This window comes from Micromonospora sp. NPDC051543 (assembly GCF_044454415.1).
Classification (GTDB): Bacteria; Actinomycetota; Actinomycetes; order Mycobacteriales; family Micromonosporaceae; genus Micromonospora.
Window position 1 is genome coordinate 142,976 of the sequence record NZ_JBITDT010000012.1, and the last position, 25,909, is coordinate 168,884.

The 25,909-nt window shown below is 70.2% G+C and carries 22 protein-coding genes; 12 read left to right on the forward strand and 10 right to left on the reverse strand.

All coding sequences use genetic code 11. The features are described from left to right. Positions 1-45 precede the first annotated feature (45 nt). From ACIA3K_RS22665 to ACIA3K_RS22675, 3 genes are all read right to left on the reverse strand, one after another. A complete protein-coding gene (locus ACIA3K_RS22665; RefSeq protein ID WP_396803490.1) occupies positions 46-1,560 on the reverse strand; it encodes a glycosyltransferase family 87 protein in 1,515 nt (504 codons plus the stop codon). Between the two features lie 196 nt (positions 1,561-1,756). Next, on the reverse strand, positions 1,757-4,561 hold the full coding sequence (locus ACIA3K_RS22670; protein WP_396803492.1) for a transglycosylase domain-containing protein: 2,805 nt from the start codon (positions 4,559-4,561) through the stop codon (positions 1,757-1,759). A gap of 197 nt (positions 4,562-4,758) precedes the next feature. Next, the gene (locus ACIA3K_RS22675) at positions 4,759-5,214 is read right to left on the reverse strand and encodes a DUF5318 domain-containing protein (RefSeq protein ID WP_396803493.1); all 456 of its coding nucleotides are present in this window, start codon (positions 5,212-5,214) and stop codon (positions 4,759-4,761) included. 175 nt (positions 5,215-5,389) lie between these two features. Between ACIA3K_RS22675 and ACIA3K_RS22680 the strand changes: the two genes are divergently transcribed. Further along, positions 5,390-6,028, forward strand: coding sequence for a PadR family transcriptional regulator (locus ACIA3K_RS22680; protein WP_355048596.1), 639 nt, complete (start codon positions 5,390-5,392; stop codon positions 6,026-6,028). Positions 6,029-6,051: 23 nt separating this feature from the next. Continuing rightward, positions 6,052-7,131 carry an inositol-3-phosphate synthase gene (locus ACIA3K_RS22685; protein WP_355048595.1) on the forward strand — a complete coding sequence of 360 codons (1,080 nt, stop codon included), beginning with the start codon at positions 6,052-6,054 and terminating at the stop codon, positions 7,129-7,131. Between the two features lie 64 nt (positions 7,132-7,195). Here the strand turns inward: ACIA3K_RS22685 and ACIA3K_RS22690 are convergent, their stop codons facing one another. From ACIA3K_RS22690 to ACIA3K_RS22710, 5 genes are all read right to left on the reverse strand, one after another. Further along, positions 7,196-8,557, reverse strand: a complete 1,362-nt coding sequence (locus tag ACIA3K_RS22690) for a DUF4407 domain-containing protein (protein ID WP_396803494.1) — start codon at positions 8,555-8,557, stop codon at positions 7,196-7,198. 91 nt (positions 8,558-8,648) lie between these two features. After that, positions 8,649-9,716: a hypothetical protein gene (locus ACIA3K_RS22695; RefSeq protein ID WP_396803495.1), complete on the reverse strand. Its 1,068-nt coding sequence runs from the start codon at positions 9,714-9,716 to the stop codon at positions 8,649-8,651. Beyond that, positions 9,682-11,568 (reverse strand): hypothetical protein, encoded by a 1,887-nt coding sequence (locus tag ACIA3K_RS22700; protein WP_396803497.1) that lies wholly within the window; start codon positions 11,566-11,568, stop codon positions 9,682-9,684. Before ACIA3K_RS22700 ends, ACIA3K_RS22695 begins: the two co-directional genes overlap by 35 nt. A gap of 235 nt (positions 11,569-11,803) precedes the next feature. Beyond that, positions 11,804-12,625, reverse strand: coding sequence for a hypothetical protein (locus ACIA3K_RS22705; protein WP_396803498.1), 822 nt, complete (start codon positions 12,623-12,625; stop codon positions 11,804-11,806). Positions 12,626-12,775: 150 nt separating this feature from the next. Continuing rightward, complete coding sequence (locus ACIA3K_RS22710; RefSeq protein ID WP_396803500.1) at positions 12,776-13,255, reverse strand: methylated-DNA--[protein]-cysteine S-methyltransferase; 480 nt, start codon at positions 13,253-13,255, stop codon at positions 12,776-12,778. 66 nt (positions 13,256-13,321) lie between these two features. On the opposite strand from ACIA3K_RS22710, the gene ACIA3K_RS22715 reads away from it, so the two are divergent. From ACIA3K_RS22715 to ACIA3K_RS22730, 4 genes are read left to right on the forward strand one after another with little or no spacing between them, the layout of a single operon-like run. Further along, positions 13,322-13,843 (forward strand): SigE family RNA polymerase sigma factor, encoded by a 522-nt coding sequence (locus ACIA3K_RS22715; protein ID WP_396803501.1) that lies wholly within the window; start codon positions 13,322-13,324, stop codon positions 13,841-13,843. Further along, entirely contained in the window at positions 13,840-14,952 is a 1,113-nt protein-coding gene (locus ACIA3K_RS22720; protein ID WP_396803503.1) for a TolB family protein, read from the forward strand. Before ACIA3K_RS22715 ends, ACIA3K_RS22720 begins: the two co-directional genes overlap by 4 nt. 40 nt (positions 14,953-14,992) lie before the next feature. Continuing rightward, on the forward strand, positions 14,993-15,514 hold the full coding sequence (locus tag ACIA3K_RS22725) for a hypothetical protein (protein ID WP_396803504.1): 522 nt from the start codon (positions 14,993-14,995) through the stop codon (positions 15,512-15,514). A gap of 28 nt (positions 15,515-15,542) precedes the next feature. Beyond that, a complete protein-coding gene (locus ACIA3K_RS22730) occupies positions 15,543-17,075 on the forward strand; it encodes a flotillin family protein (protein WP_396803505.1) in 1,533 nt (510 codons plus the stop codon). On the opposite strand, the gene ACIA3K_RS22735 is transcribed toward ACIA3K_RS22730, so the two are convergent. Together ACIA3K_RS22735 and ACIA3K_RS22740 are read right to left on the reverse strand one after the other, a co-directional pair. Beyond that, positions 17,072-17,197 (reverse strand): hypothetical protein, encoded by a 126-nt coding sequence (locus ACIA3K_RS22735; protein WP_396803506.1) that lies wholly within the window; start codon positions 17,195-17,197, stop codon positions 17,072-17,074. The genes ACIA3K_RS22730 and ACIA3K_RS22735 overlap by 4 nt on opposite strands. 75 nt (positions 17,198-17,272) lie before the next feature. Further along, the gene (locus ACIA3K_RS22740) at positions 17,273-18,733 is read right to left on the reverse strand and encodes a CCA tRNA nucleotidyltransferase (RefSeq protein WP_396803507.1); all 1,461 of its coding nucleotides are present in this window, start codon (positions 18,731-18,733) and stop codon (positions 17,273-17,275) included. A 126-nt stretch (positions 18,734-18,859) separates the two neighbouring features. Between ACIA3K_RS22740 and murJ the strand changes: the two genes are divergently transcribed. The 6 genes from murJ (at position 18,860) to trxA (ending at position 25,797) form a co-directional block, all read left to right on the forward strand. Next, a complete protein-coding gene (murJ, locus tag ACIA3K_RS22745) occupies positions 18,860-20,620 on the forward strand; it encodes a murein biosynthesis integral membrane protein MurJ (RefSeq protein ID WP_396803509.1) in 1,761 nt (586 codons plus the stop codon). Between the two features lie 422 nt (positions 20,621-21,042). Further along, positions 21,043-22,650: a protein kinase family protein gene (locus ACIA3K_RS22750; RefSeq protein WP_396803510.1), complete on the forward strand. Its 1,608-nt coding sequence runs from the start codon at positions 21,043-21,045 to the stop codon at positions 22,648-22,650. A 43-nt stretch (positions 22,651-22,693) separates the two neighbouring features. Beyond that, entirely contained in the window at positions 22,694-23,386 is a 693-nt protein-coding gene (gene sigM / locus ACIA3K_RS22755; RefSeq protein ID WP_396803511.1) for an RNA polymerase sigma factor SigM, read from the forward strand. Beyond that, entirely contained in the window at positions 23,383-24,318 is a 936-nt protein-coding gene (locus tag ACIA3K_RS22760; protein WP_396803513.1) for a hypothetical protein, read from the forward strand. The genes sigM and ACIA3K_RS22760 overlap by 4 nt, the downstream gene beginning before the upstream one ends. Before the next feature lie 173 nt (positions 24,319-24,491). After that, positions 24,492-25,442: a thioredoxin-disulfide reductase gene (trxB, locus tag ACIA3K_RS22765; protein ID WP_396803514.1), complete on the forward strand. Its 951-nt coding sequence runs from the start codon at positions 24,492-24,494 to the stop codon at positions 25,440-25,442. 31 nt (positions 25,443-25,473) lie between these two features. Next, complete coding sequence (gene trxA / locus ACIA3K_RS22770) at positions 25,474-25,797, forward strand: thioredoxin (RefSeq protein ID WP_007453873.1); 324 nt, start codon at positions 25,474-25,476, stop codon at positions 25,795-25,797. Positions 25,798-25,909 lie beyond the last annotated feature (112 nt).

The window sequence follows — 25,909 nt, forward strand, 5'->3', positions numbered from 1 at the left end:
CCCCGCAAACTGACGTGGTCCGGCACGTCCGTTCCTCAGGATCGATCAGGTCGCGGTTGCAGTCTGTGGCTCGGGCTCTAGCTCGGGCTTGTTCGCGGGCCGGCGCCAGCGGTCCAGCCAGGGGGCGTCCGGTGCGCCGTCCAGTACGCCGCCGTCCGGGTCGTCGTCGTAGGTGGCGCGTACCGCGTCCTGCTCCGGGTGCAGGATCTCCCGCACGACCAGCACGCACAGGGTCACCACGGTCGCCAGCCGCAGCGTCGAGGCCAGCACGAAGACCCCTTCGGGGAAGACGGGACGGCTGGTCGCCGCGCCCAGCAGCTCACCGTAGAAGGCCACGAAGTAGCAGACCTCGGCGAGTTGCCAGGCCAGGAAGGCACCCCACTTCGGCCGGGCCAGCACCACCAGCGGCAACATCCAGAGTACGAACTGCTGGGACCAGACCTTGCTGAAGATGAGGAACGCGGCGACCACCAGGAAGGCGAGCTGGGCGAGGCGCGGCCGGCGCGGGGCCCGCAGCGCCAGCACTGCCACGGCGATGCAGGCCAGCCCGAACAGGGCGTACGAGATGGTGTTGAGGGTCGGGATGTTGGTGTTCAACCATTCGAACGGGCCCTGCTCTCCAGGGTCGTTGCCGACCTTGCCGTCGAGGTAGCGCCCGATGTACCAGAGCGTGCCCCAGTCGATCGGCCGGGTGGTGTTCAGCTCGAAGAACCGACCCCAGTTGTCCGGGTTGGCCCGGTAGGCCGGCAGGTTCACCAGCACCACGGCCACCACCGCCGCGCCGAGCGCGGTGAGCGCGGCGCGGAGCCGGTTGGCCCGCAGCGCCAGGACGAGGATCGGCCCCAGCAGGAACAGCGGCCAGAGTTTCGCCGCGCCGGCCAACCCGAGCAGCACGCCGGCCACCACCGGTTGTCGCCGGGCCCAGGCCAACAGACCGAACGCCGCCAACCCGATGGCGAGCAGGTCCCAGTTGACGGTCGCGGTGAGCAGCAACGCCGGGGCGAGCGCGAACAGGGCGGCGTCCCAGGGTCGTCGGCGGCGCAACGCGAGGATCACCGCGACGGTCGCCACGGCGAGCGCGCCCAGCACGAGCGCGTTGAGGTTGTAGAACCACTGACCCTGGTTGATGCTCGGGTCGCCCTTGCCGATCGCGTGCACCGGCAGACCGAGGGCACCCATGAAGTAGCCGGTCAGCACCGGATATTCCACCGGGTGGTCCCGGTAGGGCACCTTGCCCTCGTTGAGGCCCTCGGCGTAGTAGAGGGCGAGGACGTCCGTGTAGCAGAACCGGTTGTACTGGACGTTGTTCTGCCACGCGCCGTCCTGGCACGGGGATTTCTGCACCCAGTGCAACGCGAGCGTGAGGCAGGCCAGCGCCAGGACGATCCGGACGGCGGTCCAGAATCGGCGTTCCTGCCCGGCCGGCCGGTCCAGTGCCGTCGCGTGGTCGCCCAGCGGCCCGCCAATGGCGCCGGACAGGCCGCGAACGAACCCGTCGGAGCGGGACGGGTGGTCGGTGGTTCCGGCGTCGTCGATGCCGGGCGTCGACTGGGTGCTCATAGAGAGGCATCCTGCCGTACTCGCAGCGGTGCGTCATGTACTCGTGTACCCGTCGAGGTCACGACCCGCACGGTCGACAAGCGACAAGTGCCCGGTGCCACCACGTCAACCGCCGGCCGGACAGGTCGTCCGGCCGGCGGCGGCGTGTGCGCTGTGGCTCTTGTTCCAGGGTGCTCAGTGGCAGGTCGGCTCGCGGTTAACCGTTCGGACCGCCGCCCCCACCGGGACCACCCGGTCCACCTGGGTTGCCCCCGTTCCGTGGGCAGAACGGATTGGTCAGCGGGTCACACGGCTGTCCCGGCTGGCCCGGCTGGCCCGGCTGCCCGGGCTGACCCGGCTGGCCGGGCGGTGGTGCGGCCGGCTCCTTGCCGTTGCCCTTGGTGATGTCGCCCTCACCGGTGACGGTGGGAAGGGGGATCTCCTCCTGACCCTTGAGGGCGGTGTTCATGTACTTCTCCCAGATCGGACCGGGAAGGGTCGAACCGCCGATCGGCTTACCACCCGCGAGGCGGATCTGCGGCTTCTTCGGGTCCCGGCTGCCTACCCAGACGGCCGTGGCGACCTGCGGGGTGTAGCCGACCGTCCAGGCCTGCGAGTTGTCCTTGCTGTCGTACTCCCAGGTGCCCGTCTTGGCGGCGGCCTGGCGGCCGCCTTCCAGCGAGAGACTGTTGGGAGCGGGAATCTGCTTCAGGACCGCGGTGACCTCGTCGGTGACCTTCTTGTCGATCCGCTGCTCGGGCTTGATGCGCTCGCTGCCGACGACCTTCCACTTACCGTTGCTCTTGTCCTGCTGCTCCACCTTGATGACGAAGTGCGCCTTGATGTACTTGCCGTCGTTGGCGAACGTCGCCATCGCGTTCGCGTGGTCGAACACGGTGAGCGGGTACTTGCCGAAACCGGTGTAGTTGTCGAACGGGTTCGGCCCCTTCTTCGCCAGGTCGAACGCCTGCGGCGGGTCGACGCCCCACATGGTGGTCACGCCGGCCTTGCGGGCCATGTCGACCACCTTCTCGGCGCCGATCTCCTTGGTGACCCAGTAGAACGGCACGTTGTACGACTGGATCGTCGACTCTTCGAGGGTGCAGTTCTTGCCGCACTTGAGGTTGGTGCGGCCGGCGTTACCGATCGCGACTGCGGAACCCTCGGGCTTGTACGGCGTCGGGTCCCAGTGCGACTTCACCGAGATACCGGCCTCGATCGCGGCGGCCAGGGTGTAGACCTTCATCGACGAGCCCGGCGAATGACCACCGGTCAGGTCACCGTTCTTGTCGGTGTTCTTGCCGGCGTAGTCGAAGTCTGCGCCACTGTCACCGCCGTAGTAGGCGAGCACCCGGCCCTTCTTCGGGTCGATCGAGACAACCGCCGCCATCAGGTTCTTGGGCTGGTCGTTGAGCTCCGAGCCCTTCTTCGACTGCATGGCGACGTTCTCGGCGGCCGTCTGGAGCTTCGGGTCGATGGTCGTGGTGATCCGGTAGCCGCCGTCGCGCAGCGCGTCGACGCAGCTCGTCTTACCCTCCGCACCGCTGTCGGAGCAGAGGCCCATCGCGTCCATCTCCTGACGGACGTAGTTGATGACGTTGCCCCGAGGGCTGTCGACGCCGAAGCCGTTGCCGCCCTTCTTCGGCGGCAGCACCTTCGGGTACGCGATCGGGGCGGCGGGGTCCAGCCACTTTTCCTTCTTCATCCCGTCGATCACGTAGTCCCAGCGGGTCTTCGCGTCGGTCGGGTTGACCGCCGGGTCGTAACCCTTGTGGGTGTCGGTCGCCACCGGCTGCTTGATCAGCGCCGCCAGGACCGCGCCCTCGGCGGGGGTCAGCTTGATCGCCGGCTTGCCGAAGTACGTCTGTGCCGCCGCCTCGATGCCGTACGCGCCACGTCCGAAGTAGATGACGTTGAGGTAGTGCTGCATGATCTCCGGCTTGCTGTACGCGTCGTTCAGCTTGGAGGCGAGGATGGCCTCCTTGACCTTGCGGCCGTACGTGTCGTCCTGGAGATTCTCGAACGCGTTGCGGGCGTACTGCTGGGTGATCGTCGACGCGCCCTGCTTGTCACCGTTGGAGACGTTGTTCCAGGCGGCACGGACGATGCCCTTGTAGTCGACGCCGGAGTGCCGGTAGAAGTTCCGGTCCTCGGCCGCCGCCACCGCGTGCTGCACGTGCTCCGGAATCTGGCTGATGGTGACGAAGGTGCGGTTCTCGCTGCCCAGCCTGGCCAGTGTGGTCTTGCCGTCCTTGGCGTACACCGTGGTGGACAGCGGCAGCGGTAGTTCCTCGGGCATGACCACGTTCGTCGAGTAGTAGGTGAACCCGACCACGCCGGCACCGGCGAGCATGATGAAGACGGCGAAACCGGCGATCAGCAGGTTCATCCGCTTGCGCTTCTTGGCCCGCGCCGCCGCGGCGGGGTCACCCGCGCCACGACCGCCCCGGCCACCGCGACCGGGCCCGTTCGGTCCGCCCGGGCCATTCGGACCGCCGGGACCACCCGGCCCGCCGGAGACCGGGGAGACGCTCGCCCGGGCGACCGCGGCGCGGCCACCCACCGACGCGGAGCCGACACTGGCCCGGCCCGCCGAGGCGGCGCCGACGGCGGCGGTGCCCACCCGGGCCCGACCGGCGGGTGCTCCCGGCGCCGGCGACACCGGGACGGAGGCCCGTCCGGCGCCGGCGCGACCCGTGGCCGCACCCGGCGCCGGCGACACGGGCACCGAGGCCCGACCGCTGCGGCCGGGCGTGGCCGGGCCCACCGACGCGGATCCGGCGGCAGCGCCGGGGGGCGGCACGGAGGCCGAGCCACCGACCGACGCGCGGCCGCCGGCGGCTCTCGGTGTCACCGAAGCCCGACCGGGGGGCGCCGCGGGCTCCGGGGAGGACCAACCGCCCGCGCGGGAGTCACCGCCGGGTCTGCGGTACGCGTCGTCCGCGCCCGGTCCGGGGTCACCGTCCGGGCCCGGGTACTGGGCCCGACCGCGCGCGGAGCTGGGATCGCCGTACGAGTTCATTCTTCACACCCTGCCGGTCGCGGTGGGACGCGACAGCGCCGCCACCGGGTTGCCGTGAGTTGCTTCACCCGGACCGCCGGCAGAAAGGTGCCGGTGCGCCAGGGTCATTGCCGAATCAATCGGGCCAATCGGACCAACGAGTGGTCGGCCGTCCCGGGTCATGTCCCCAGCCCCGGAGCCGGTCCAACTCGCTGAGATCACCGTTGCGCCTCTCGCCTCCGCCGACCCACGCCTTCGGTGGCCGCAGCGTCCTGCTCGTCAGCGCCAACGCCGTCACCGTCGCCGGTGAGACCGTCCCGACCGAGCAGGTACTGCTCGACGAGATGGTTCCAGTCACAGCCGAGGCACACCTCCACCACGAAGACCTGGAACTCACGTAGCGTCATCGCCAGCACGGGCAGCTCGGCGAGCGTCCGGGCCTGTCCGGCGGACTGCTTGAGTTCGTCCCCGTAAATGTAGTGGACCAGGGTCAGATTCTCGCTGCGACAGATGGGGCAGCGCAGGTCGGTGGGCTCGCCGTGGAAGCGTGCAGCGTTCTTCAGGTACGGCGACGCGTCACACACGTCGTACGTACCGATACGGCTGGCCATCAGCTCACGCAGCACTGCTCGCTTCTGAAGCGAGTAGTCGACGATCTGGCGCTGCGTACGCATGCGGTGAAGGGTACGCGGTCCGGCTCGACGAGGCGACCACGGTCACGATCCGTGACGGCAGCATCCCGGAACGGGGGTTTGCCCTGGCCGGCGGCAGCGACTAACGTGCGATGTATCGGTCCGATACATCGCGGCGGTTACCGCTCCGCGCCGGAGGGTAAAGGGAGGGTGGCTCGTGCTCGAATTCGCCATCCTCGGCCTCCTGCAGGAGTCTCCGATGCACGGCTATGAGCTGCGCAAGGAGTTGACCGCCAAACTCGGCGCGATCCGGGCGGCGATCAGCTACGGCTCGCTCTACCCGACCCTGCGCAGGTTGCAGGCGGCGGGCTGGATCACCGAAGCTGCCGAGACGCCCGCCACCGCCGAGGAGGTTCCCGCGCTGACCAGCCGACGAGGTCGGGTGGTCTACAAAATCACCGCGGAGGGCAAGGAACGCTTCGCCCAGCTCATCGCACAGGCCGGGCCCGAGACGTACGACGACACGGGTTTCGGTGTGCACTTCGCGTTCTTCGCCCGGACCGACCAGGCGACCCGCCTGCGCATTCTGGAGGGTCGCCGCCGCAAGATCGAGGAACGTCGTGAAGGCCTTCGCGACGTGCTGGGCCGGGCGGCCGAGCGCCTCGACGCTTACACCTTGGAACTGCAGCGCCACGGCCTGGACGCCTGTGAGCGTGAGGTCCGCTGGCTGGAGGAGCTCATTGCCAACGAGCGCTCCGGCCGAGCCCCGACGGTCCCCCACCTGGGGACAGCCGGTGGCCGACGAGAAGACAACAGCCCGCCTCCGCCTGGAGAGACCAGGAAAGAGCGGCCGTGACAGAAAAGAAGGAGGCAGACGCTATGGGCTCCGTCCGCGTCGCCATCGTCGGTGTGGGTAACTGCGCCTCGTCCCTGGTTCAGGGCGTCGAGTACTACCGCAACGCCGACCCGAACGACCGCGTCCCGGGTCTCATGCACGTCACCTTCGGCGACTACCACGTCTCTGACGTTCAGTTCGTCGCGGCGTTCGACGTCGACGCCAAGAAGGTGGGCATGGACCTCGCGGAGGCGATCGTCGCCAGCGAGAACAACACCATCAAGCTCTGCGACGTACCGCCGACCGGCGTGTCCGTGCAGCGCGGCCCGACCTTCGACGGTCTGGGCCAGTACTACCGCGAGATCGTCGAGGAGTCCGACGCCACCCCGGTCGACGTGGCCCAGGCGCTGCGCGACGCGCAGGTCGACGTCGTCGTCTCCTACCTGCCGGTCGGCTCCGAGCAGGCCGACAAGTTCTACGCCCAGGCCGCGATCGACGCCGGTTGCGCGTTCGTCAACGCCCTGCCGGTCTTCATCGCCTCCGACCCCGAGTGGGCGCAGAAGTTCACCGACGCGGGCCTGCCGATCGTCGGCGACGACATCAAGAGCCAGGTCGGCGCCACCATCGTGCACCGCGCGCTCGCGAAGCTCTTCGAGGACCGCGGTGTCGAGCTGCTGCGCACGTACCAGCTCAACTTCGGCGGCAACATGGACTTCATGAACATGCTGGAGCGCAACCGCCTGGTCTCGAAGAAGATCTCGAAGACCCAGTCGGTGACCTCGCAGATCCCGCACGAGATGAGCAAGAGCGACGTGCACATCGGCCCGTCGGACCACGTGCCGTGGCTGGACGACCGCAAGTGGGCGTACATCCGCCTGGAGGGTCGCTCCTTCGGCGACACCCCGCTCAACGCCGAGCTGAAGCTCGAGGTGTGGGACTCGCCGAACTCGGCCGGTGTCATCATCGACGCCGTCCGGGCCGCGAAGATCGCGCTGGACCGCAAGATCGGCGGCCCGATCCTGTCGGCCTCGTCGTACTTCATGAAGTCCCCGCCGGTGCAGTACGCCGACCACGACGCCCACCAGGCCGTGGAGGAGTTCATCGCCGGCGAGGTCGAGCGCTGACCCGCTGAACAACGCACGGAAGAGGCCGGATCCAGCTGGATCTGGCCTCTTCCGTCGGTCGCTCTCAGGGGCTTGCGTGGCGCCCGGTCATCGCGGCCTCCGCCGCGGCACCGGACGGCGCGGGCGCAGACCGACCAACAGTCGCACCCCGGTCGCCGGCCCGCGACCGCGTCTGCGTGGGCACCGACGAGCCCTCCGCCCGACCCCGGAGCAGATCCCGGGCGTACGCGCTGACGGCGTCGCCGAGACGCGCCTTCAGCTGCACCTGATGCTCCTGCAACGACAGGTCGTACTCGGCCCGCCGCATGCGAGCCCGGCGGTCGATATCGTCCTGCTCGGCGGCGTACTCCTCGACGGCCCGCCGTTCCTCGGTGCTCACCCGTTCCGCGAAGATCCGCTGAGACGCGGTCGACCGGATCTTGAACAGTTCGTCGTAACCGCTGGTGCCGCCGAAGAATTTGACCACCACTGGCAGACAGTCGACGGCGACGAAGAACAGCCGTATCGCCCACGTGGCGACGCCGAGCGCGAAGCTCTGGCCGGACAGCGTGTGCAGCGCGTCGAGCCGTTCCAGGAAGCCGATCGAACCCTGGTGGCTCCGCTCCTCGTCGACGCGGCTGTTGATCTGTGTGTCCCGACTCTTCTCGAAGTCGGTGACCGCCGTGCCGAGCTGGCCTTCGAGCGCGGCGCTCCGCTGCCGCAACTCTGCCAGCTTGCTGGTGTTCTGCGCGATGGGATGCGTACGGGCGAACTCCTCGGCGTCGGCGGTCCGTTGCCGGCACAACGGGCCCTGACCCCGGCGTCCGGTGAAACCCGCCCCACTGCCGCCAGCGCACTCTTTCGCCGCGTCGTTCCGCAGCCGGGTGAGATCAGCGGTGTCCTTGGTGACGACGCTCTGCAGATCTTTCGTCTCCGCGCGGACCCCGGCCAGTTCCCGCCGGACCGAGGCCGGGGTGGCAGCGAAGGTGAGTGTGTAGTCGGCACACTCCGGACCGACCGCGTCCTCCCGCTCTGCGACCGCCCGCTCCTCGCTGTTGCACTTCACCAGATTGGCACGGAGCGCATCGAGCTGACCAGCGCGCTCGTCCTGGATGTGCTGCACGATCGCGGTCTCGAAGATCCGCATGATGAGCGGCTCGGCGATGATGAACCCGAACGTCAGGGCCACGGCAAGCCGCATCACCAGGGAACCGACCCGGCGGGCGCCGCCCACCATGCTGGTGACCAACAGACGGTCCAGGTTCAACACGAAAAGCGCCCAGAGCAGGGCCGGAACGAGATGCACCGCGGAGACCACGCCCAGCGACTGGTTGATCGCGATCCACATCGAGAAGCCTGCGATCATCGCGGTGCCGAGCACCACGCCGCCAAGCGCGGTGTGGCGGGCGCGCTCGTGCCAGATCTGTCGGAGCAGAGCCTCGTCCACGCCGGCAAGGGCCCGCAACAGCCGGCCCGGTTCGACACGTCCACCCCGGCTCGCCGTGGCGGGCGTCGGGTCAGGTGACGGATTCCGGTTCTCAGGCAATGTCTTCCTCGCTGGGAATCGGGTCCGGCTCTGTCGAGTCGTCGGCGGCCACCGCCCGACGATGGCTGTCCCGGCCCGCGCCGAGTGGGACCGTCGGTCCGCCGTGGGCCGCCGGTGGTATCTCGCCACCACCCATGCGGCGACCGGCGACCTCGTCGAGCAGGCGCATCGGGTCGACCGGCATCCGATCGAAGTAGCCGCGTTCGACCATCATCTGGAGCGTCTCGCCGAGCTGTTTGCGGCGTTCCCGGTCGTCCTCGCGCATCCGCTCGGCCACCTGGCCGACGTTGACCTCATGCCGCACCACGCCGAGCGCCTCGGCGTACTCGGGCCCGGCGGAAAGGATGCCCGCATACCGGTTGACCTCGCCGTCCTCCCAGGCAACGTCGATGCGCCCGACCTCGCGCTCCCACTCCTTGTCCCGGACGCGCCGGCGCTGCTCCCGCAGGTCCGCCGAGGGGTGCACAAGCACCGAGGAGAGTTCGATAGCCATTCCCCGCACCGCCGGCGGCACCAACATGCAGTACGCGGTGACCTGGGCATCGACCAGGCTCCTTACCTCGTTGATGTCGTCGATCCGGTGGCCCAGCCCCAGGCTCTTGAGGTCCCGGTCCTGGGCCAGGTGGTTCGCGAGCACCGCCGAAAGGTCCATCAGGCCCGACTCCGCCACCACTTCGGGCGCCAGGACCTGACAGCGGAAGGTCACCGCGATGGTGAAGTCGTCGGCCGCGCTGGTCGAGGGGATGGCGAACTCACAGGTGATCATGGAGGCACGCCGCTGCACGATGCTCACCGCGACGGCGTCGACCACCACGTCGTCGCCGAGGTCGACGTGACCGTCGCCATACAGCCGTTGGCGGCCGTCGACCTTGAATACGTAGACCCCTCCGGGCGGTACCGGCGGAAGGTCGTTCGCGTCCCGGCGGGTCGGCCGGAACATGCGCCGGGGAACCGGCGACAGCGACTTCTCAGTCAATACCGGATAGAACATGTCGGACGCCTTTCTGAAGGGTCGTGAAGAACGTTCAGCGCGAGAGGAAACGCGCAGGGGTACCGGCAAGCGCGGACAGCAGGGCGGTGACCACCGGGCGGTAGGTGTCCGCTTCGTCGAACGGGTGCCGCAGTGCCCAAGCCAGGTCACGCCCGAGCAGCTCGCACTCCTTCGGGGTCAGTTCGTCGCGTATCGCACCGCCCAGCCGGCCCACGACGCCGCCCTCCGCGGGCTCGTTCGCCGCCGCGTCCAACGTGGCGCGCAGCGCGTCGATCCCCGCGCCACGGTGTGGCAGGTTTCGCAGCACCTCGCCCCAGAGCGCGCCGACCGTCGAGGTGACCTGCGGTCGTTCCCGGAGGAGGTACGCGACCATCGGCTCGTCCCGGTCCAGATGCCGCACCGTGAGAACCTCCAGGACCGCCTCGATTGCGTAGCCGCTCAGCCGAAGCTCCACGGTGCCGTCAAGGGTGTGCCGCAACCGGGCGAGCAGCCGCTTCAGCATCGCCTCGGCACCCTGAAGGTCGCCCTCCGTGGCGCAGAGGAGTAGACCGAGCGAACGGGCGGCAACCACACGCACCGGCTTGCCACGCGTGGACAGGTGCCACAGTCGACGCACCGCCTCGGTGGGATAGCGGATTCCGAGCGGACCCCCCAGCGCCATGGCCGCGGTGACCGCGCAGTTCTGGCCCTTGCCCTCGGACCAGTCGAGGACGGTCCGCAACGCCACCGGAGCGAGCACGTCGTCACCGGCCATGAACGAGACGGTCGAGACCGCGGTGAAACGCTCCGCAGCCCTGCCTGCTGCCCACGTTCGCAGCAGATCCCGTGCCTCACCGGCGGCACTGCGGTTGCGGGCCAGCAGGGTCACCCCCAGCGCGAGTTGCAGCCGGGTGTCGAGGTCCGGCACGGCCGCCAGCTCGTGCATCCAGATCCGCAGCGGCCGCCAGAGCCGGTAGTCACACTCGTACAGCTCCCGCAGGACGTGTTCGCGCATCGATGCGGCGACGAAGACGAGCCGGCGCTCGTCGCCGAGGCCCATGTCGAGCGTCGTGCCCTCCCGCCGGGTGATGAGACCCCCGTCCCGATGCAGCCCGCGACGCCCCTGAAATCCGGACGGCGACGGAGCCGGCGCGGCCGTCTCCGGCTGAAGTCCCTCCTCCCGGTCGATCTGCCGCAGCCTGGCGTGCAACTCCTCGAAGGTGCGTTCCGGCAGCTCGTAGGCGAAGGCGAGAGCCGCCACGGTCAGCAGCTCCGTCCAGCTCGTCGTCTCGCCGAACCAGTCCTCCACACGGCGCTGCGCGGTGCGCTCCGCCTCATCGAGGGCGGCCTCCACGCTGCGGGACAGTCGTTCCAGCAGCCGTACGACCTCGGCGGGACGGCCGAGCTCGGTGACCCGCTGCCGAATTCGTGCCGCATCCTCGGGCGAGAGCGGCGAGATGGCTTCCTTGCCGAGATAGGCATCCACGATGGCGGTCGGATCCGGGCTCTGCCACGCCACCACGTGGCCGGGCAGTGCCCGGCGGAGGGTCGGGCGCGGCTCCGAGGTGATCACGAGGAAAGCGCCAGCCTTCTTCAGGCGATGGCTCAGCCGTCCAACGTCGAACGCCTGGACCGCGCCGTCTCGGCGTTCGCCCAGCCAGTCGAGCACGACGTAACCCCGATCCGGCAGGTAGTCGTAGTCGGCGAGCTGGGCCAGCGTCATCGCCGGGGACAGACCCGTCATCTGACCGGCAGTCACCGTCCGTAACAGGGCGAACGCCGAGGCGCGCCGGCCGCTGCCCTCCTCGGCGGCGAGCACCAGCAGATGGGAGCCGCGCAGGGTGTCCTCGGCGGTGTCGTACTCCACCGGCGGCACGTAGTAGCGCAATGCGTGGTCGACGTCCGCCGACCGCAGTCGACCCACCAGGGCGGGAGTGGCCATGGTGCCGCCGGAAACTCCGAAGGTCGCCTGGGCCGCATGGACCTGACCGTAAAACTTGTTGATGACCCGTGCGCCGTACCGCTGATCGTCGGCGTCGGACTCGTCGTCCGCTGGCAGAGGCTCTGGCGTTGGCGTCCGTGCCGACTCGGGTTCGGAAGCGGCGGCGGGCGGCGGCGGGTCATTCCCGGCCGGCGCCGATCCGTCCAGCCCTCCAGCGGGGGGCGCCGATGTCCCATCAGCCATGAACCCCACCCGAGATGCCGAAGGTGCCGTGGGTGGCGTCGACCTCGTGGTTGAAGATGTTCGTCACCAACGGCGCCCGCCCGCTCCGGGTCTCCGCCTCCGGTGTCGGGGCGCCGGACCGTGGCGTTGCGGGCGGCTGCTCCGAGGCGGGCGACGCCGTCGCGCTCACGAGATCGAGGCGGTGTACATCGACACCGGGCACCCGGAGCCAAGCAACCCCCCGGTACTCCTTCTCGGTGATCTCCACCTGGCGGAAATCGTTCGTCCCGAGAGTCGTGTGGCCCTGCCGGATCACATCCGTGAAGACGACCTCGGACACCAGCCAGGCGAGATTGGCGGACGTGGCGAGCTTGAGCGCCTGCCGGAGCGGGGTGGCGTTCAGCAGTCGGCTGACCGCGACGATGCCCTGACCGGCGTAGCCGTTGTCTGCGGGGTATGCCACGCCCACGTGCAGTGCCATCCGCAGACGGAGGCGTTCCTCGCTGCGGGAACGGTTGAACCGGGCCAGTTCTGCATCGAGTTGGCGCGGGAACTCGTCGACCAGCCGGGGTTCGTCCGGCCCCAGCGGAACGAGGGACAGCTCCTCGTCGCCCACGCCCTGCCGGCGCCACGTCGTCCGGTCCAGGCCCGCCCTTGCCGCTGCGGTGTCCAGGATCTGGACCAGGGTCCGTTGCATGTCATATTGCGCGCGGTCGTCGCGCTGGCCGTAACCCTCGGCGTCGACCGATACGCAGAGTCGACGACCGAAATCCTCATGATGCTGCAAGGTGCCAACCTCTCCCGTGAAGCGAGCGCATGAGTTCTGCTCGCCCACTGTGGAGGAAGTCAGCCGACCAGATGCCTCACAAATGTGGTGTCCGGCTGTCGGCTCGACGACATGGCGATCCGGTGGAGGCCGCGCCGGGTCGATCGACCGAATCCGAATGGTAGTAGAGCCGATACCGTCTGCGACAGAACTATGGGGTCAACCCCACATCCGGCCGAACGCGACGCCCGCCTCCAGCTCCAGCAACCTGACCTTGCGCGGCAGACCGCCGCCGAAGCCGACCAGCTTGCCGCCCGCGCCGACGATCCGGTGACACGGCACGATCACGGGGATCGGGTTGCGGTTGCAGGCCACCCCCACCGCCCGTGCCGCCCCGGGGTCGCCGACCAGCCGCGCCACCTCGCCGTACGTCAGCGTCTCGCCGTACGGAATGTGGGTCATCTCCCGCCACACCGCCCGCTCGAACTCGGAGCCGCGCGGGGCCGACACGGGCACCGTGAACGCGGTCAACGCACCCGCGAAGTACGCCCGCAGCTCGGCCACGACCTGCCGGGACAGCGGATCGCCCGGCTCGTCGACGGCCGTGTCCACCCGACCGAAGTGGGCTCCGCACACACTCGTGCCGTCGGTGGCCACGGAGAATTCCCCGATCGGCGAGTCGAGCACAATCCAGCGCACAAACCCATTGTCCCTCGCGACGAGGCAAAGTTCCGCTGCCGCTCGGCGTCTGAACAACGGAGGTGGGTGGTGGCGGATGTCGACGGGGAGTTCACCACGTTCGTTGAGGAGCGGGGCGCCGCCCTTCTGCGCGTCGCGTACGCGCTGGCCGGGAACCAGCACGCGGCGGAGGACCTGCTGCAGAACGCGCTGGCCAAGGCGTACGCCCGCTGGCCGCGGATCAGGGGCGACGCCGAACCGTACGTCAAACGCATCCTCTACCACGATCAGGTGTCCGGCTGGCGACGACGAGCGCGGCGCAGTGAGGTGCCCGTGGCCCAGGTGCCGGAGCTGGCGGCGGCCGGCGACGACGGCCGCGAGACGGATCTGCGCCTGCTGCTGCTGGAGGCTCTGCGGGCGCTGCCGCCACGGCAACGGGCCGTGCTGACGCTGCGCTACCTGGAGGACCTGAGCGTCGAGCAGACCGCGGCACTCCTCGGGTGCCGGGCCGGAACGGTCGCCAGCCAGAGCTCGCGGGCGCTGGCGCGGCTCCGACGCCTGGTACCGGGGTTGGACGAGCTGACCGACCGCCCGGGGGTGACGCGATGACCACGCATCTGGACGAGATGCTCCGCCGGGCCGTACGCGACCTCGCCAACGGCGCCGCACCCGCTCCGGGCCTCGCCGTCCAGGCGCTCGGTCGGGGTCGCCGGCTGCGCCGTCAGCGACGACTGATCGTCAGCGCGGCGGCAATGGTCGCGATCGTCGCGACGGCTGTGCCATTCGTGCTGCTCCGACCCCGGCCGGCCCCGACCCCGGCGACGCCGCCCCCGACCGTGACTCCGTCACCCTCGATCACCTCGTCACCGTCGGTCCGGCCCACCCCGGGAGCGAACTGGGCCGCCGCGCCGCTGGTGCTGCCCGGTAACTGGGTGGTGGCCCGGGCACAGTTCGCCGGCGGGTCGGGCAGCGGGTTCCTGCTGGACCGGAGCCGGGGCCGCTACGTGCCCACCGACCGCTACGACGCCATCTTTCCCGCACCTACCGGGTCGCTGGTGGCGGTCATCGAGGAGGACCGTCCACGCGAGGTCGGTCTCGTCGACATGGCCACGGGAAGGACCCGCTGGCACGAGGTAGGCCGTGCGCTGAGCCGCCCGACCTGGTCACCGGACGGCCGTCGCCTCCTGTTCACCACCGATCAGCTCGATCACTTCGGCTTCGTCGTGGTCGAGCGGGACGGCACGAAGCGTACCCACCAGGTGTCCCGGAAGGATTACCTCTGCACCGACCAGTGCTCCTTCGTCTGGACCCGGAACGGCCGGGAGGTGGCACTGCCGCAGACCGCCCAGGGCAGGCCCCGGTCCGAGTCGGTCCGGCACCCTCGAAGTGGCGTGCAGATGTTCTCCGCCGACGACGGACGACCGACCCGGTCGGAGCCGCTACCCGGCGATCCCGCCGGGCCGTGGTCCTGGTCGTCGGACGGCCGCCTGGTCGTCGTGCAGGGCCAGCAGGAACCGTTGCTGGTGGAGGCCGCCAGCGGACGGGTGATCAACCCCCTGCCGAGCGCCGACGCCGCCTGGGTCGATGACGACCTGCTGCTCTATCGGGAACCGTACAAGGGTGACTTCGTGCTCGCCGACACCACCGGGCGCGAACTCGTCCGCCAGCCACTGCCCGAACAGCTGTCCGAGTTGGAGGTGAGCGCGGCGCCTCGTTGAGCCGTTCGACCGTTCATCGGCGTTGCGGGGTGTCGATACCGTGCAGGTCGTGGCCACGGGGACGCTCATCTTTCTGATCATCGGCGGGGCCGGTGTCGCGATACTGGCGCTCGCCCTGCTCGGTAGCGAGCTGCTCCACTTCGGGCACGCCGACGTGGACGGGCCGATCTCCACCGAGACGGTCGCGGGCTTCGCCGGCGCGTTCGGCTTCGGCGGAGCGATCGTCAACGAACTGCTCGGTGCGCGTACCCCGGGGATGATCGCGGGCGCGGCGGCCGGCGGTGTGCTCGCGGCCGTGCCCACGGCGTGGCTGGCGTCGCGCTTCAGTCGGGCGGCGCGCAACATGCGCACCGACGCCACCCCCACCCGCGACGACCTGGTCGGCGCGCTCGGCCTGGTCGTCACGCCGGTGCCCCTCGACGGGTACGGCGAGGTGCGGGTACGCGTCGCCGGCCAGCCGGTCAAGCTCAACGCCCGCGCCGACCAGCCGATCCCGATCGGCGCGCAGGTCTTCGTCGTGCAGGCGCTGAGTGAGACCAGCGTGCACGTCGAGACCTACTGATTCCTTCTCGTAGACAGGACCCCCCTTCATGCCCCTGTTGATAGCTGTCGTGGGCGCGGTCGTCCTCGCGCTCGTCCTGGTGTTGTTCGTGCTGTCCCGGATCAAGGTGGCCGGGCCGAATGAGGCCTTCATCGTCACGGGTCGCAAGGGACGTACCACGCACACCGCCGACGGCGGCCGGTCGACCGACACCTCCGGGCAGAAGGTGGTGCTCGGCGCCTCGGTCTTCGTGCTCCCGGTGGTGCAGAAGCTCCAGTCGCTCGACCTGTCCAGCCGGCGGATCGACGTCGGCATCCGGGGCGCGGTCAGCAAGCAGGGCATCCGTGCCGACCTGCACGGCGTGGCGATCGTCAAGGTCGGCGGCACCGAGGACGCGATCCGGGCGGCCGCCCAGCGGTTCCTGCACCAGCAGGACGAGATCGACAATTTCACCCGGGAGGTGCTGGCCGGCGCGCTGCGTTCGATCGTCGGCCGGCTCACCGTCGAGGAGGTCATCCGGGACCGGGCGGCGTTCGCCAGCGCGGTGGCCGAGGAGGCCGAGCACTCGATGACCAACCAGGGTCTGGTGCTCGACACCTTCCAACTCCAGGACATCCTCGCCGAGGGCTCCTACCTGCAGGACCTGGGCCGACCCGAGGCCGCCCGGGTGCTCAAGGACGCGGCCATCGCCGAGGCGCGGGCCCGGCAGCAGGCCGAGCAGGAGCGCCTGCTCGCCGAGGAGGCCATCGCCGAGGCGAACCGCAACCTGGCCCTCAAGCAGGCCGGCATCCAGGCGGAGATCGACGCGGCCAAGGCCAAGTCGGCCGCGGCCGGGCCGCTCGCCCAGGCGGAACGGGACCAGGCCATCCTCTCCGAGCAGCAGAAGGTGGCCGAGCGCAACGCCGAGCTGAAGCAGCGTCAACTGGACACCGAGGTGCGCAAGCCGGCCGACGCCGCCCGGTACAAGGTGGAGCAGGAGGCCGAGGCAGCCCGCAACGCGGCGGTGCTCACCGCGGACGCGCAGCGCCAGGCGGTCATCGCCGCCGCGCAGGCTTCCGCCGAGCAGGCGCGGCTCACCGGTGAGGGCGAGCGGGCCCGACGGGCGGCCCTCGCCGAGGCGAACGCCATCGAGGGCGCCAAGGAGGGTGAGGCCGAGCAGCGGCGGCGCTCCGCGATCGCCGAGGCCGTCGAGCGCGAGGGTCAGGCCGAGGCGGCGGCCATCTTGGCCAGGGGTGAGGCCGAGGCCGACGCGATGGCGCGCAAGGCCGAGGCGTTCGCCGCGTATGGCGAGGCCGCGGTGCTGGACCTGCTGGTCAAGGTCCTGCCGCAGGTCGTCGAGGCGGCCAGCGCTCCGATCGGGGCGATCGACAAGATGACGGTCATCTCCACCGAGGGCGCGTCGTCGCTGACGAAGTCGGTGGCCGGCAACGTGGCGCAGGGTCTCCAGCTCGGCAGCGACCTCACCGGCATCGACCTGGCCGGCCTGCTGGCCCGCCTCGGCTCGGCGTCGACACCCGGCGGCAACGGCACCCCCGCGGCCAAGGCCGCGTCCGTAGACGGCACAGCCGTCGAAACGCGCTAGTCCATCACCCGCTCCCGCTCCCGCTCCAGCTCCAGCTCCAGCTCCAGCTCCAGCTCCAGCTCCAGCTCCAGCTCCCGCGATCTTGCACTTTCTGTCGCGACAAAAGAGGGCAGTCCCCTCATATCGACAACAGAAAGTGCAAGATCGGCGGGTTCCGGGCGGGGCGCGCGGGGCAGGGGCGCGGGGTTGGGGCGGGGTTAGGGGATCAGGCCTTCGGCGCGGGCCCAGCGGAGCAGCTCCGCCTCGGCGGCGTCGCGGTCCAGGGGGCCGTGCTCCAGACGCTGTTCCTTGAGGTGCTTCCAGGCCCGCCCGACGATCGGCCCCGGAGGTACGCCGAGCAGCTCCATGATCGCGTTGCCGTCGAGGTCGGGGCGTACCCGGGCCAGATCCTCATCGGCGGCGATCCGGGCGATCCGCTCCTCCAGCGCGTCGTAGTCGGCGGCGAGCTGGGCCGCCTTACGGCGGTTGCGGGTCGTGCAGTCCGAGCGGGTCAGCTTGTGCAGCCGGGGCAGCAGGTCACCGGCGTCGGCGACGTACCGGCGCACCGCCGAGTCGGTCCACTCGCCCCGACCGTACCCGTAGAAGCGCAGGTGCAGCGCGACCAGCGCGGTCACCTTCGCGGTGATCTCCTTGGGGTACCGCATCGCCTTCATCCGGGCCTTCGTCAGGCGAGCGCCCACCACCTCGTGGTGGTGGAAACTGACCCGACCGTCGGACCCGACGGCCTTCGTGGCCGGCTTGCCCGCGTCGTGCATGAGGGCGGCCATCCGCAGGACGAAGTCGCAGCCCTCCTCCTCGTAGGAGACCGCGTTCTCGACGACCGTCAGCGTGTGCTCGTAGACGTCCTTGTGCTGGGCGTGCTCGTCGATCTCCAACTTCAGCCCGGTCAGCTCCGGCAGGAACCGTTCGGCCAGACCGGTGTCGACCAGCAGACGCAGCCCGGTGATCGGGTCCGCGCCGCAGAGCAGCTTGGTGAACTCGTCACGGATCCGCTCGGCGGTGATCCGGTCCAGGTCGGCGGCCATCTCGGTCATCGCGACGCGCACGTCCGGGTGAACGGCGAAGCGCAGTTGGGCGGCGAACCGGGCGGCCCGCAGCATGCGCAGCGGGTCGTCGCCGAAGGACTCCCGCGGGGTGCTGGGAGTACGGATGACCTTGGCCGCGAGGTCGTCCAGCCCGCCGTGCGGATCGGTGAAGCGGTGGTCCGGCAGGCTGACCGCCATCGCGTTGATGGTGAAGTCGCGCCGCTTCAGGTCCTCGTCGAGGCTGGTGCCGTACACCACCACCGGGTTGCGGCTGACCTGGTCGTACGACTCGGCGCGGAAGGTGGTGACCTCCAGCCGGAGGCCGTCGCGCTGGAGCCCGATGGTGCCGAACTCACGGCCGGTCTCCCAGATCGACTCGGCCCAGCCCTTGACGATCCGCAGCGTCTCGTCGGGGTGGGCGTCGGTGCAGAAGTCGAGGTCGTCGCCGAGTCGGCCGAGCAGCGCGTCGCGTACCGAACCGCCCACCAGGTGTAGCTCGTGACCGGCACGGACGAAACGGCGGCCCAGCTCGTCGGCGACCGGGGAGACCCGGAGCAGTTCGGCGACGGCGTTGCGCTGCGCGGCGGTGAGGTCGCGGCGGTCGGCGGCGTGGGGAGCGGAGGCTTCGGACATGGGATCGCCAGCCTATCGGGCCGGGGTGTGATCCGATCCGCCGGGCGCGGGTAACGGGTGGGGGTTGACTAAGGTCTGTGACGTGCGGGTCGGTGCCCGGCTCGACGTACCCCTGGGAGGCTGGAGATGAGCGGCGGGCTCTACCGCAGCGCGAACGCCGCGCAGGACGGTGGTGCGGGGGGAGCCAACATCCGCCCCTCCGACGGTGCCACCTTCATCTCCGCGGAGCCGCTGAACCAGCCGGCCATGGAGTCGACCGCCCCGCCGCAGGAGCAGGTGGGCGAGGCGAGCGCGGCGACCAACAGCGCGGTGATGGCGATCGGAAGCCTGGTCAGCCGGGGTACGGGCTTCCTGCGCAACCTCGTCATCGCCGCGGCGCTCGGTGGCGCGCTGGTCGGTGACGCGTACACCACCGCGCAGATCCTGCCCGGCATGGTCTACGAGTTCCTGCTCGGCGGGGTGCTCACCAGCGTGCTGATCCCGGTGCTGGTACGCCGTCGCAAGGTCGACGTCGATGGCGGCCAGGCGTACGCCCAGCGACTACTCACCCTGGCGGTGCTCGCCCTCGGCGTCGCGGCGCTGCTGGCGGTCGCCTTCGCCTCGACGCTCACCTGGCTCTACGGCAGCGGCCCGTCGAACGGCGACTATTCGCAGTTGGTCACCGGGCTGGCCCGCCTCATGTTGCCGATGATCTTCTTCTCCGGGCTGAGCGCGCTGATCAGCGCGGTGCTCAACACGCGGGGCCACTTCGCCGCCCCGATGTGGGCGCCGATCCTGAACAACCTCGTGGTGATCGGCACGGCAGGTCTCTACATCGCGATCTTCGGTGCGGAGATCGTTCGTCCGGAGGAGATGACGACCGGGCGGATCCTCCTGATCGGCGGTGGCACCCTGCTCGGTGTCGCCGTCCAGGCGGCGGGCCTGCTGCCGGCGTTGCGTAAGGTCGGCTTCCGCTGGAAGGCCCGCTTCGACTTCCGCGCGCTCGGTCTGCGCGAGCTGGGCCGGCTCGGGGCCTGGATGATCTGCTACGTCGCGGTGAGCCAGGTCGGCCTCATCGTGCTGTTCAACCTGCTGAACCGGGCCGGTAAGGAGAACGCCGCCGGTCCCCTGATCTACAACAACGTCTTCCTGCTGCTGATGACCGCGCACGGCATCATCGCCGTCTCGATCATCACCGCGCTGATGCCCCGGATGAGCGCCGCCGCCGCCGACGGCCGGTACGCCGACGTCGCCGCCGACCTGTCGCGGGGCACCCGTACGGTCACGGCGGTGCTCGCGCCGATCGCGGTCTGCTACGCCGTCCTCGCCACCCCCATCGCGTTCACGCTGTTCCGGTTCGGCGCGTTCAACGAGGACAATGCCACCGCCACGTCCGTCGTCCTGCTCGCCGCCGCACTGGCGCTGGTCCCGTTCGCGGTGAGCCAGCTCTTCACCTTCGCCTTCTATGCCCTGCCGGACACCCGCACCCCGGCACTGATCAACATCCCGGTGGTGGCGCTCCGGATCGGCGTACAGGTGGTGCTCTTCGTGGCCTTCTCGGCGAGCTTCGCCGGAGCCGGCATGATGATCGGCAATGCGGTCTCCTACCTGGCTGCCGCGATCGGCTCCGCGTGGCTGCTCCGGCCGCGCGTCGGCCGGATCGGCCTCGGCGGAATCATGCGGACCGGTGGGCGGGTCGCGGTGGCGGCGCTCGGCTCGGCGCTCGTCGGTCTCCTGGTGATCAAGCTGTTGCCCGGTGACGACACGCCGAGCCGCCTCGAGGCGATCGTCCAGCTCGTGATCGGTGGCGCCGTGATCGGCGGGACCTACCTCGGGCTCGCCATGGCGCTGCGGATCGGAGAGATCACCGAGGTTGTCGGGATGATCCGCCGTCGTCTCGGTCGTTGAGCCGCACCCACAATCGCGGCCACACGGAACGTGACCATGGATCACCAGCCTGGGGATGTCCCTGTGGATAACTCCGCGATTCACCGGTCAGCCGCCGGATCAGCCTGTGGATAACCAGCCGTACGGCTGAGCGTGGGCGGCCAATCGGCGGGGAACCGGCTGGTGGACGAGGGCGGCACGCCCGGCCCGGCCCCGACGTCGGTCACTTGCGGTGAAGCCGTAGATTAGCTAGTACATGTGCCAGCAACGTGGCTGACAACGGTCGTAACCGGACGACTTCCCCGATCCCCGGCACCCCGCCGGGTACGGCAAGAAGATGACATGTCGGGGAGACGGGCAACCCGGGTAAGGTCGCTCTCGACGGGTACGGCAGGCGCCGACACCGGTTGGCCGGTTCCTTCAACGGCAGAGCGGGAAGCCACATGCCCAGCAGTACGGGTCCATCGATCGACACGATCACCGAGGGAGGACGGGTGACCCAGGTCGGCGAGGGTCAGGAGGCGGACGAGAGCGCTCCTCCGATCATGACCTTCGGTGCTCCCACGGCCGGTGAGATCCTCGCCGAGCGTTACGAGCTGGTCGAGCACATCAACAACGACAGCGCGGGTCGGCTGGTCTGGCGCGGGGTCGACGTCATCCTGCGCCGCCCTGTCGCGGTGGTGCTGCGCTACCCGGGTGGCGACTCCGCCACCGAGATGCTTCAGGCGGCCGTCGCGGCCAGCCGGGTCATCCACCCCAACCTCGTCGGCGTGTACGACGCCATCGACGAGGCCGAGCGGGCGTACGTGGTCCGCGAGTGGGTGGACGGGCAGTCGCTGCGCGATCTGGCCGCCGATGGCCCGCTGGACCCGGCTCGCGCCACCGCTGTCGGCAACGCCGTCGCCAGTGCGCTGGCCGCGGTGCACGCCACGGGCATGGTGCACGGCAACGTCCACCCCGGCACCGTCATGATCAGCGACGACGGCCGTGTGGTCCTGGCCGACGCCCGCACCGACGGCGACGACAGCCAGGAGAGCGACATCCGGGCGGTCGGCGGGGTCCTCTACTTCGCGCTGACCGGTCACTGGCCGCACGCCGAGGCGCCGCTGCGTGGGGCCACCGCCGGTCACGGGCGGGCCGCCATCCCGGACGCCGTCCGGGACGCTGCCGGCGCCCTCGCGGCGCCCCGCCAGGTGCGGGCCGGTGTGCCCGCGTACCTGGACGACCTGACGATGGACCTGCTCGACGCCGACATCGCGCCGCCGTCGTCCGACGTGCTGGCGGCCGAGTTGGCCCGGCTGGACGTGCCGGCCGAGGAGGAGCACTACCTCGACAACGGCGGGCCGCTGCGGTTCACCGCCGAGACCGGGGAGGAGCCGTCCCCGCTGGCCGCCGCCGGAGGCCGCAAGGTCGCTATCGGCATCGCCGGTCTGCTGGCGGTCGCGCTGGTCGGCCTGCTCATCGGCATCAGCGCGCTCGGCGGCGACGAGAAGGACCCGCAGGAGACCGCCGGGGCGACGCCGAGTGCCAGCGCTCCGGCCGGCGAGGCCACCCCGGCCGCCGCCACGGTGCGCAATCTCAAGGTGCAGGACATCCGCATCATCGACCCGGACAGCGCCCCGCGGGACGAGCTCGACGGCGCCAAGAAGATGACCGATGGCGACAACGACAAGGGTTGGGAGACCGACCGCTACCCGAACGCCACGTACGGCAACCTGAAGTCCGGCATGGGTGTCTGGCTCGACCTGGGTTCGCCGCACACGGTGAAGTCGCTGCAGGCTGTGCTCTCTGGTCGAGGCGCCACCGCGAAGCTGCTCGCCGGCACGACGACCTACCCGTCGACCTCCAACGGCGACAAGTCGATGGTGTCGAACTACAAGACGGAGATCGGTGTCCTCAAGGAGCACGACGGCACCACGATGACCTTCAACGGGTTCGACGCCGACCAGAAGTACCGTTACCTGCTGCTCTGGTTCACCGAGTTGCCGCCCAACGGCGACGACGGCGGCTTCAAGCTCGGAGTGCAGGAGATCACGGTCCAGGGTTCGTGAGCCGCGCGGCACGCCCCGGGCACCGCATCAGCCGGACGCGGTGATGGACGGGCGCGACGCGGCAACGGATCTGGAGCTGCTGCGCGCCCACGTCGCCGGCGACCGGGACGCCTTCGCGGCCCTGTTCCACCGGCACCGCGATCGGCTCTGGGCGGTGGCCCTGCGGACGCTCGGCGACCGTGAGGAGGCCGCCGACGCGCTCCAGGACGCCCTGCTGTCGGCACACCGCGCGGCGGCCCGCTTCCGTGGTGACTCCGCCGTCACCACGTGGCTGCACCGGATCGTGGTGAACGCCTGCCTGGACCGCATCCGACGCCGGCAGGCGCACCCCACGGTGCCGCTGCCCGACGGCAACCGGACCGACGGGTCGGGCACCGGCGGTGTCGAGCCGGCCGCGCCCGTGCAGGACCACGACACCGCGCTCGTCGTCCGCGCGGCGCTCGCCGCGCTCCCGATCGAGCAGCGGGCCGCGCTGGTACTGGTGGATGTGCAGGGCTACCCGGTGGCCGAGGTGGCCCGCATTCTCGGAGTCGCCGAGGGAACGGTGAAGAGCCGGTGCGCCCGGGGCCGGGCCCGGCTGGCGGTGCTGCTCGGGCACCTCCGGTCGACGCCGACGCGCCCCGGACGGGTCGACCCGGACGTGCCCGACGTCACGACGGGGAACCCACGTACGGCCGAGGGCGTCGGATCGGGGTCGGTTCGCATCCGGCAGGACGCCAATCAGGAGGAGACGTGACGGCCGAGGAGTTCAGGGAGGTCGACGCCGACCTGCTCGCTGACTACCTCGGCGGAGCGTTGGACGGCACACCGCAGCAGGCCCAGATCGCCCGGCTGGTCGCCACGGACCCGGCCTGGACCGAGGCGTACGCGCTGCTGGCATCCGCGGTGACGCAGGTACGCAGCGACCTGACCCGGTGGTCCGAGCCCGCGCCGGAGCTGCCGTCCGCCGTCGCCGAACGAATCGCCGCCGCGCTGGTGGCGGCGGACACCCCGCCGGCCGACCCCACGCCGGTGACCGTGCCGGCGCAGGGTGGACGTCGGCCCGCCTCCTCGTTCCCCGCCGAGTCGGGGCGCGGCCCCACCGGCCCGGGTCGTCGGCGGCGTCGCTGGGTCCGCAACGCCGCCCCGGTGGCCGTCGCCGCGGCCGCCGTCGTCGCGGTCGGTCTGGGGCTCAGTCACCTCTCGACCAACGTCGCGGACAGCGGTGCCATGGAGCGTCCGGTCAACGCGCCCGGTGACCTCGCCGCCGGCGGGACGGTCCGCACCTCCGGTCCGGCCCTGCACAGCGGTGTCGACTACACCCCGCAGACCCTGGGCGGCACGCCGAGCCCGTCGTCCCCGTTGCTGGGATCGAGCGGCAGTGGCCCCGGTGAGCAGCCCGGAGCGGACGGTGGAGTAGACCGGCGGCCCGCCTCCAACGGGTCGGACCAGCTCGCCCGACTGACCGGCGAGGCCGCGTTGAGCACCTGCCTGTCGTCCGTGGCGGCGGAGCACGGCTCGGGTCCACTCGCCGTCGAAATGATCGACTACGCGCGGTTCCAGGGCGAGCAGGCGCTCGTCATCCGGTTCACCGACGCGACCGGATCGCGCTGGGCCTGGGTGAGCGGCGCCGAGTGCGGCGTACCCGGGTCCGGCTCGGACAGCCGTTATTCGGCGCGGGTAGGGTGAATCCGCAGCACGATGAGCGTCCACGTGACCTGACCCACCGGTTGCCCGGTTCGGGAATCCCCGCTTCGTACGATGACGTTCTGGAAGTCAGCTGCCGGCACCCCCCAGGCGTCGGCACTCGGATCAGCATCGGTGCGCGCGCCGACGCCGAACACACAACTCGGGAGACGGCAGTGGACGAGGTCCGCAACCTGATCATCATCGGCTCCGGCCCGGCCGGTTACACGGCGGCGGTCTACGCGGCGCGCGCCAACCTGAAGCCGCTGATCATCGAGGGCAGCCAGTCCGGCGGCGCGCTGATGACCACGACCGAGGTGGAGAACTTCCCCGGCTTCGCCGACGGCATCCTCGGCCCCGAGCTGATGGACAACATGCGCAAGCAGGCCGAGCGGTTCGGCGCCGAATTCCTGACCGACGACGTGACGCGGGTCGAGCTGGTCGACACCGGCGACGCCGGCTCGGGCGCGACGAGCACCGTGTGGGTCGGCGAGACCGCCTACCGGGCCCGCGCCGTGATCCTCTCCACCGGTTCGGCCTGGCGTCCGCTGGGCGTGCCCGGCGAGCAGGAGTACCTGGGCCACGGTGTCTCGTCCTGTGCCACCTGTGACGGCTTCTTCTTCCGCAACCAGCACATCGTCGTCGTCGGCGGTGGTGACTCGGCGATGGAGGAGGCCAGCTTCCTCACGCGTTTCGCCGACTCGGTGACCATCATCCACCGACGCGACTCCTTCCGGGCCAGCAAGATCATGGCCGACCGGGCGCTGAGCAACGAGAAGATCAAGGTCGAGTGGAACAGCACCGTCGAAGAGGTCCTGGGCGCTGACGGCAAGGTCACCGGCGTACGGGTCCGCAACGTGCACAGCGGCGAGACCAAGGTGCTGGACGTGACCGGCGTGTTCGTGGCCATCGGCCACGACCCCCGCAGTGAGCTCTTCCAGGGCCAGGTCGAGCTGGACGACGAGGGCTACGTGAAGGTCGAGGCCCCCAGCACCCGGACGAGCGTGCCCGGCGTCTTCGCCGCCGGTGACGTGGTCGACCACACCTACCGCCAGGCGATCACCGCGGCCGGCACCGGCTGTGCCGCCGCGCTCGACGCCGAGCGGTTCATCGCGACGCTCAGCTGAAACAGGAAACACATCCCGGAGGAGGGCAATAGTGGGAAATACCAAGGCGGTCACGGACGCGAGTTTCGTCGCCGACGTGCTGCAGGCCGACAAGCCGGTGCTGGTGGACTTCTGGGCCGAGTGGTGCGGGCCGTGCCGTAAGGTGTCGCCGCTGCTCGAGGAGATCGCGGGCGAGATGGGCGACCAGGTCACCATCGTGAAGCTCAACATCGACGAGAACCCGGAGACCGCCCGGGCGTACCGGGTCATGTCGGTGCCGACCCTCACCGTCTTCAAGAACGGCCAGCCCGTGCAGTCGATCGCTGGCGCCAAGCCGAAGGGCGAGCTGGTCCGGCTCATCGAGTCGGCCCTCTGATCAGCACGAACACCACCGCACCCCGTACCCGCTCGTCGGGTGCGGGGTTCGGTGTTTTTCCCGGCCCGAGCCCGTCGCCGGTCCGGAACGCATAGCCTCAAGCTCAGGGCCG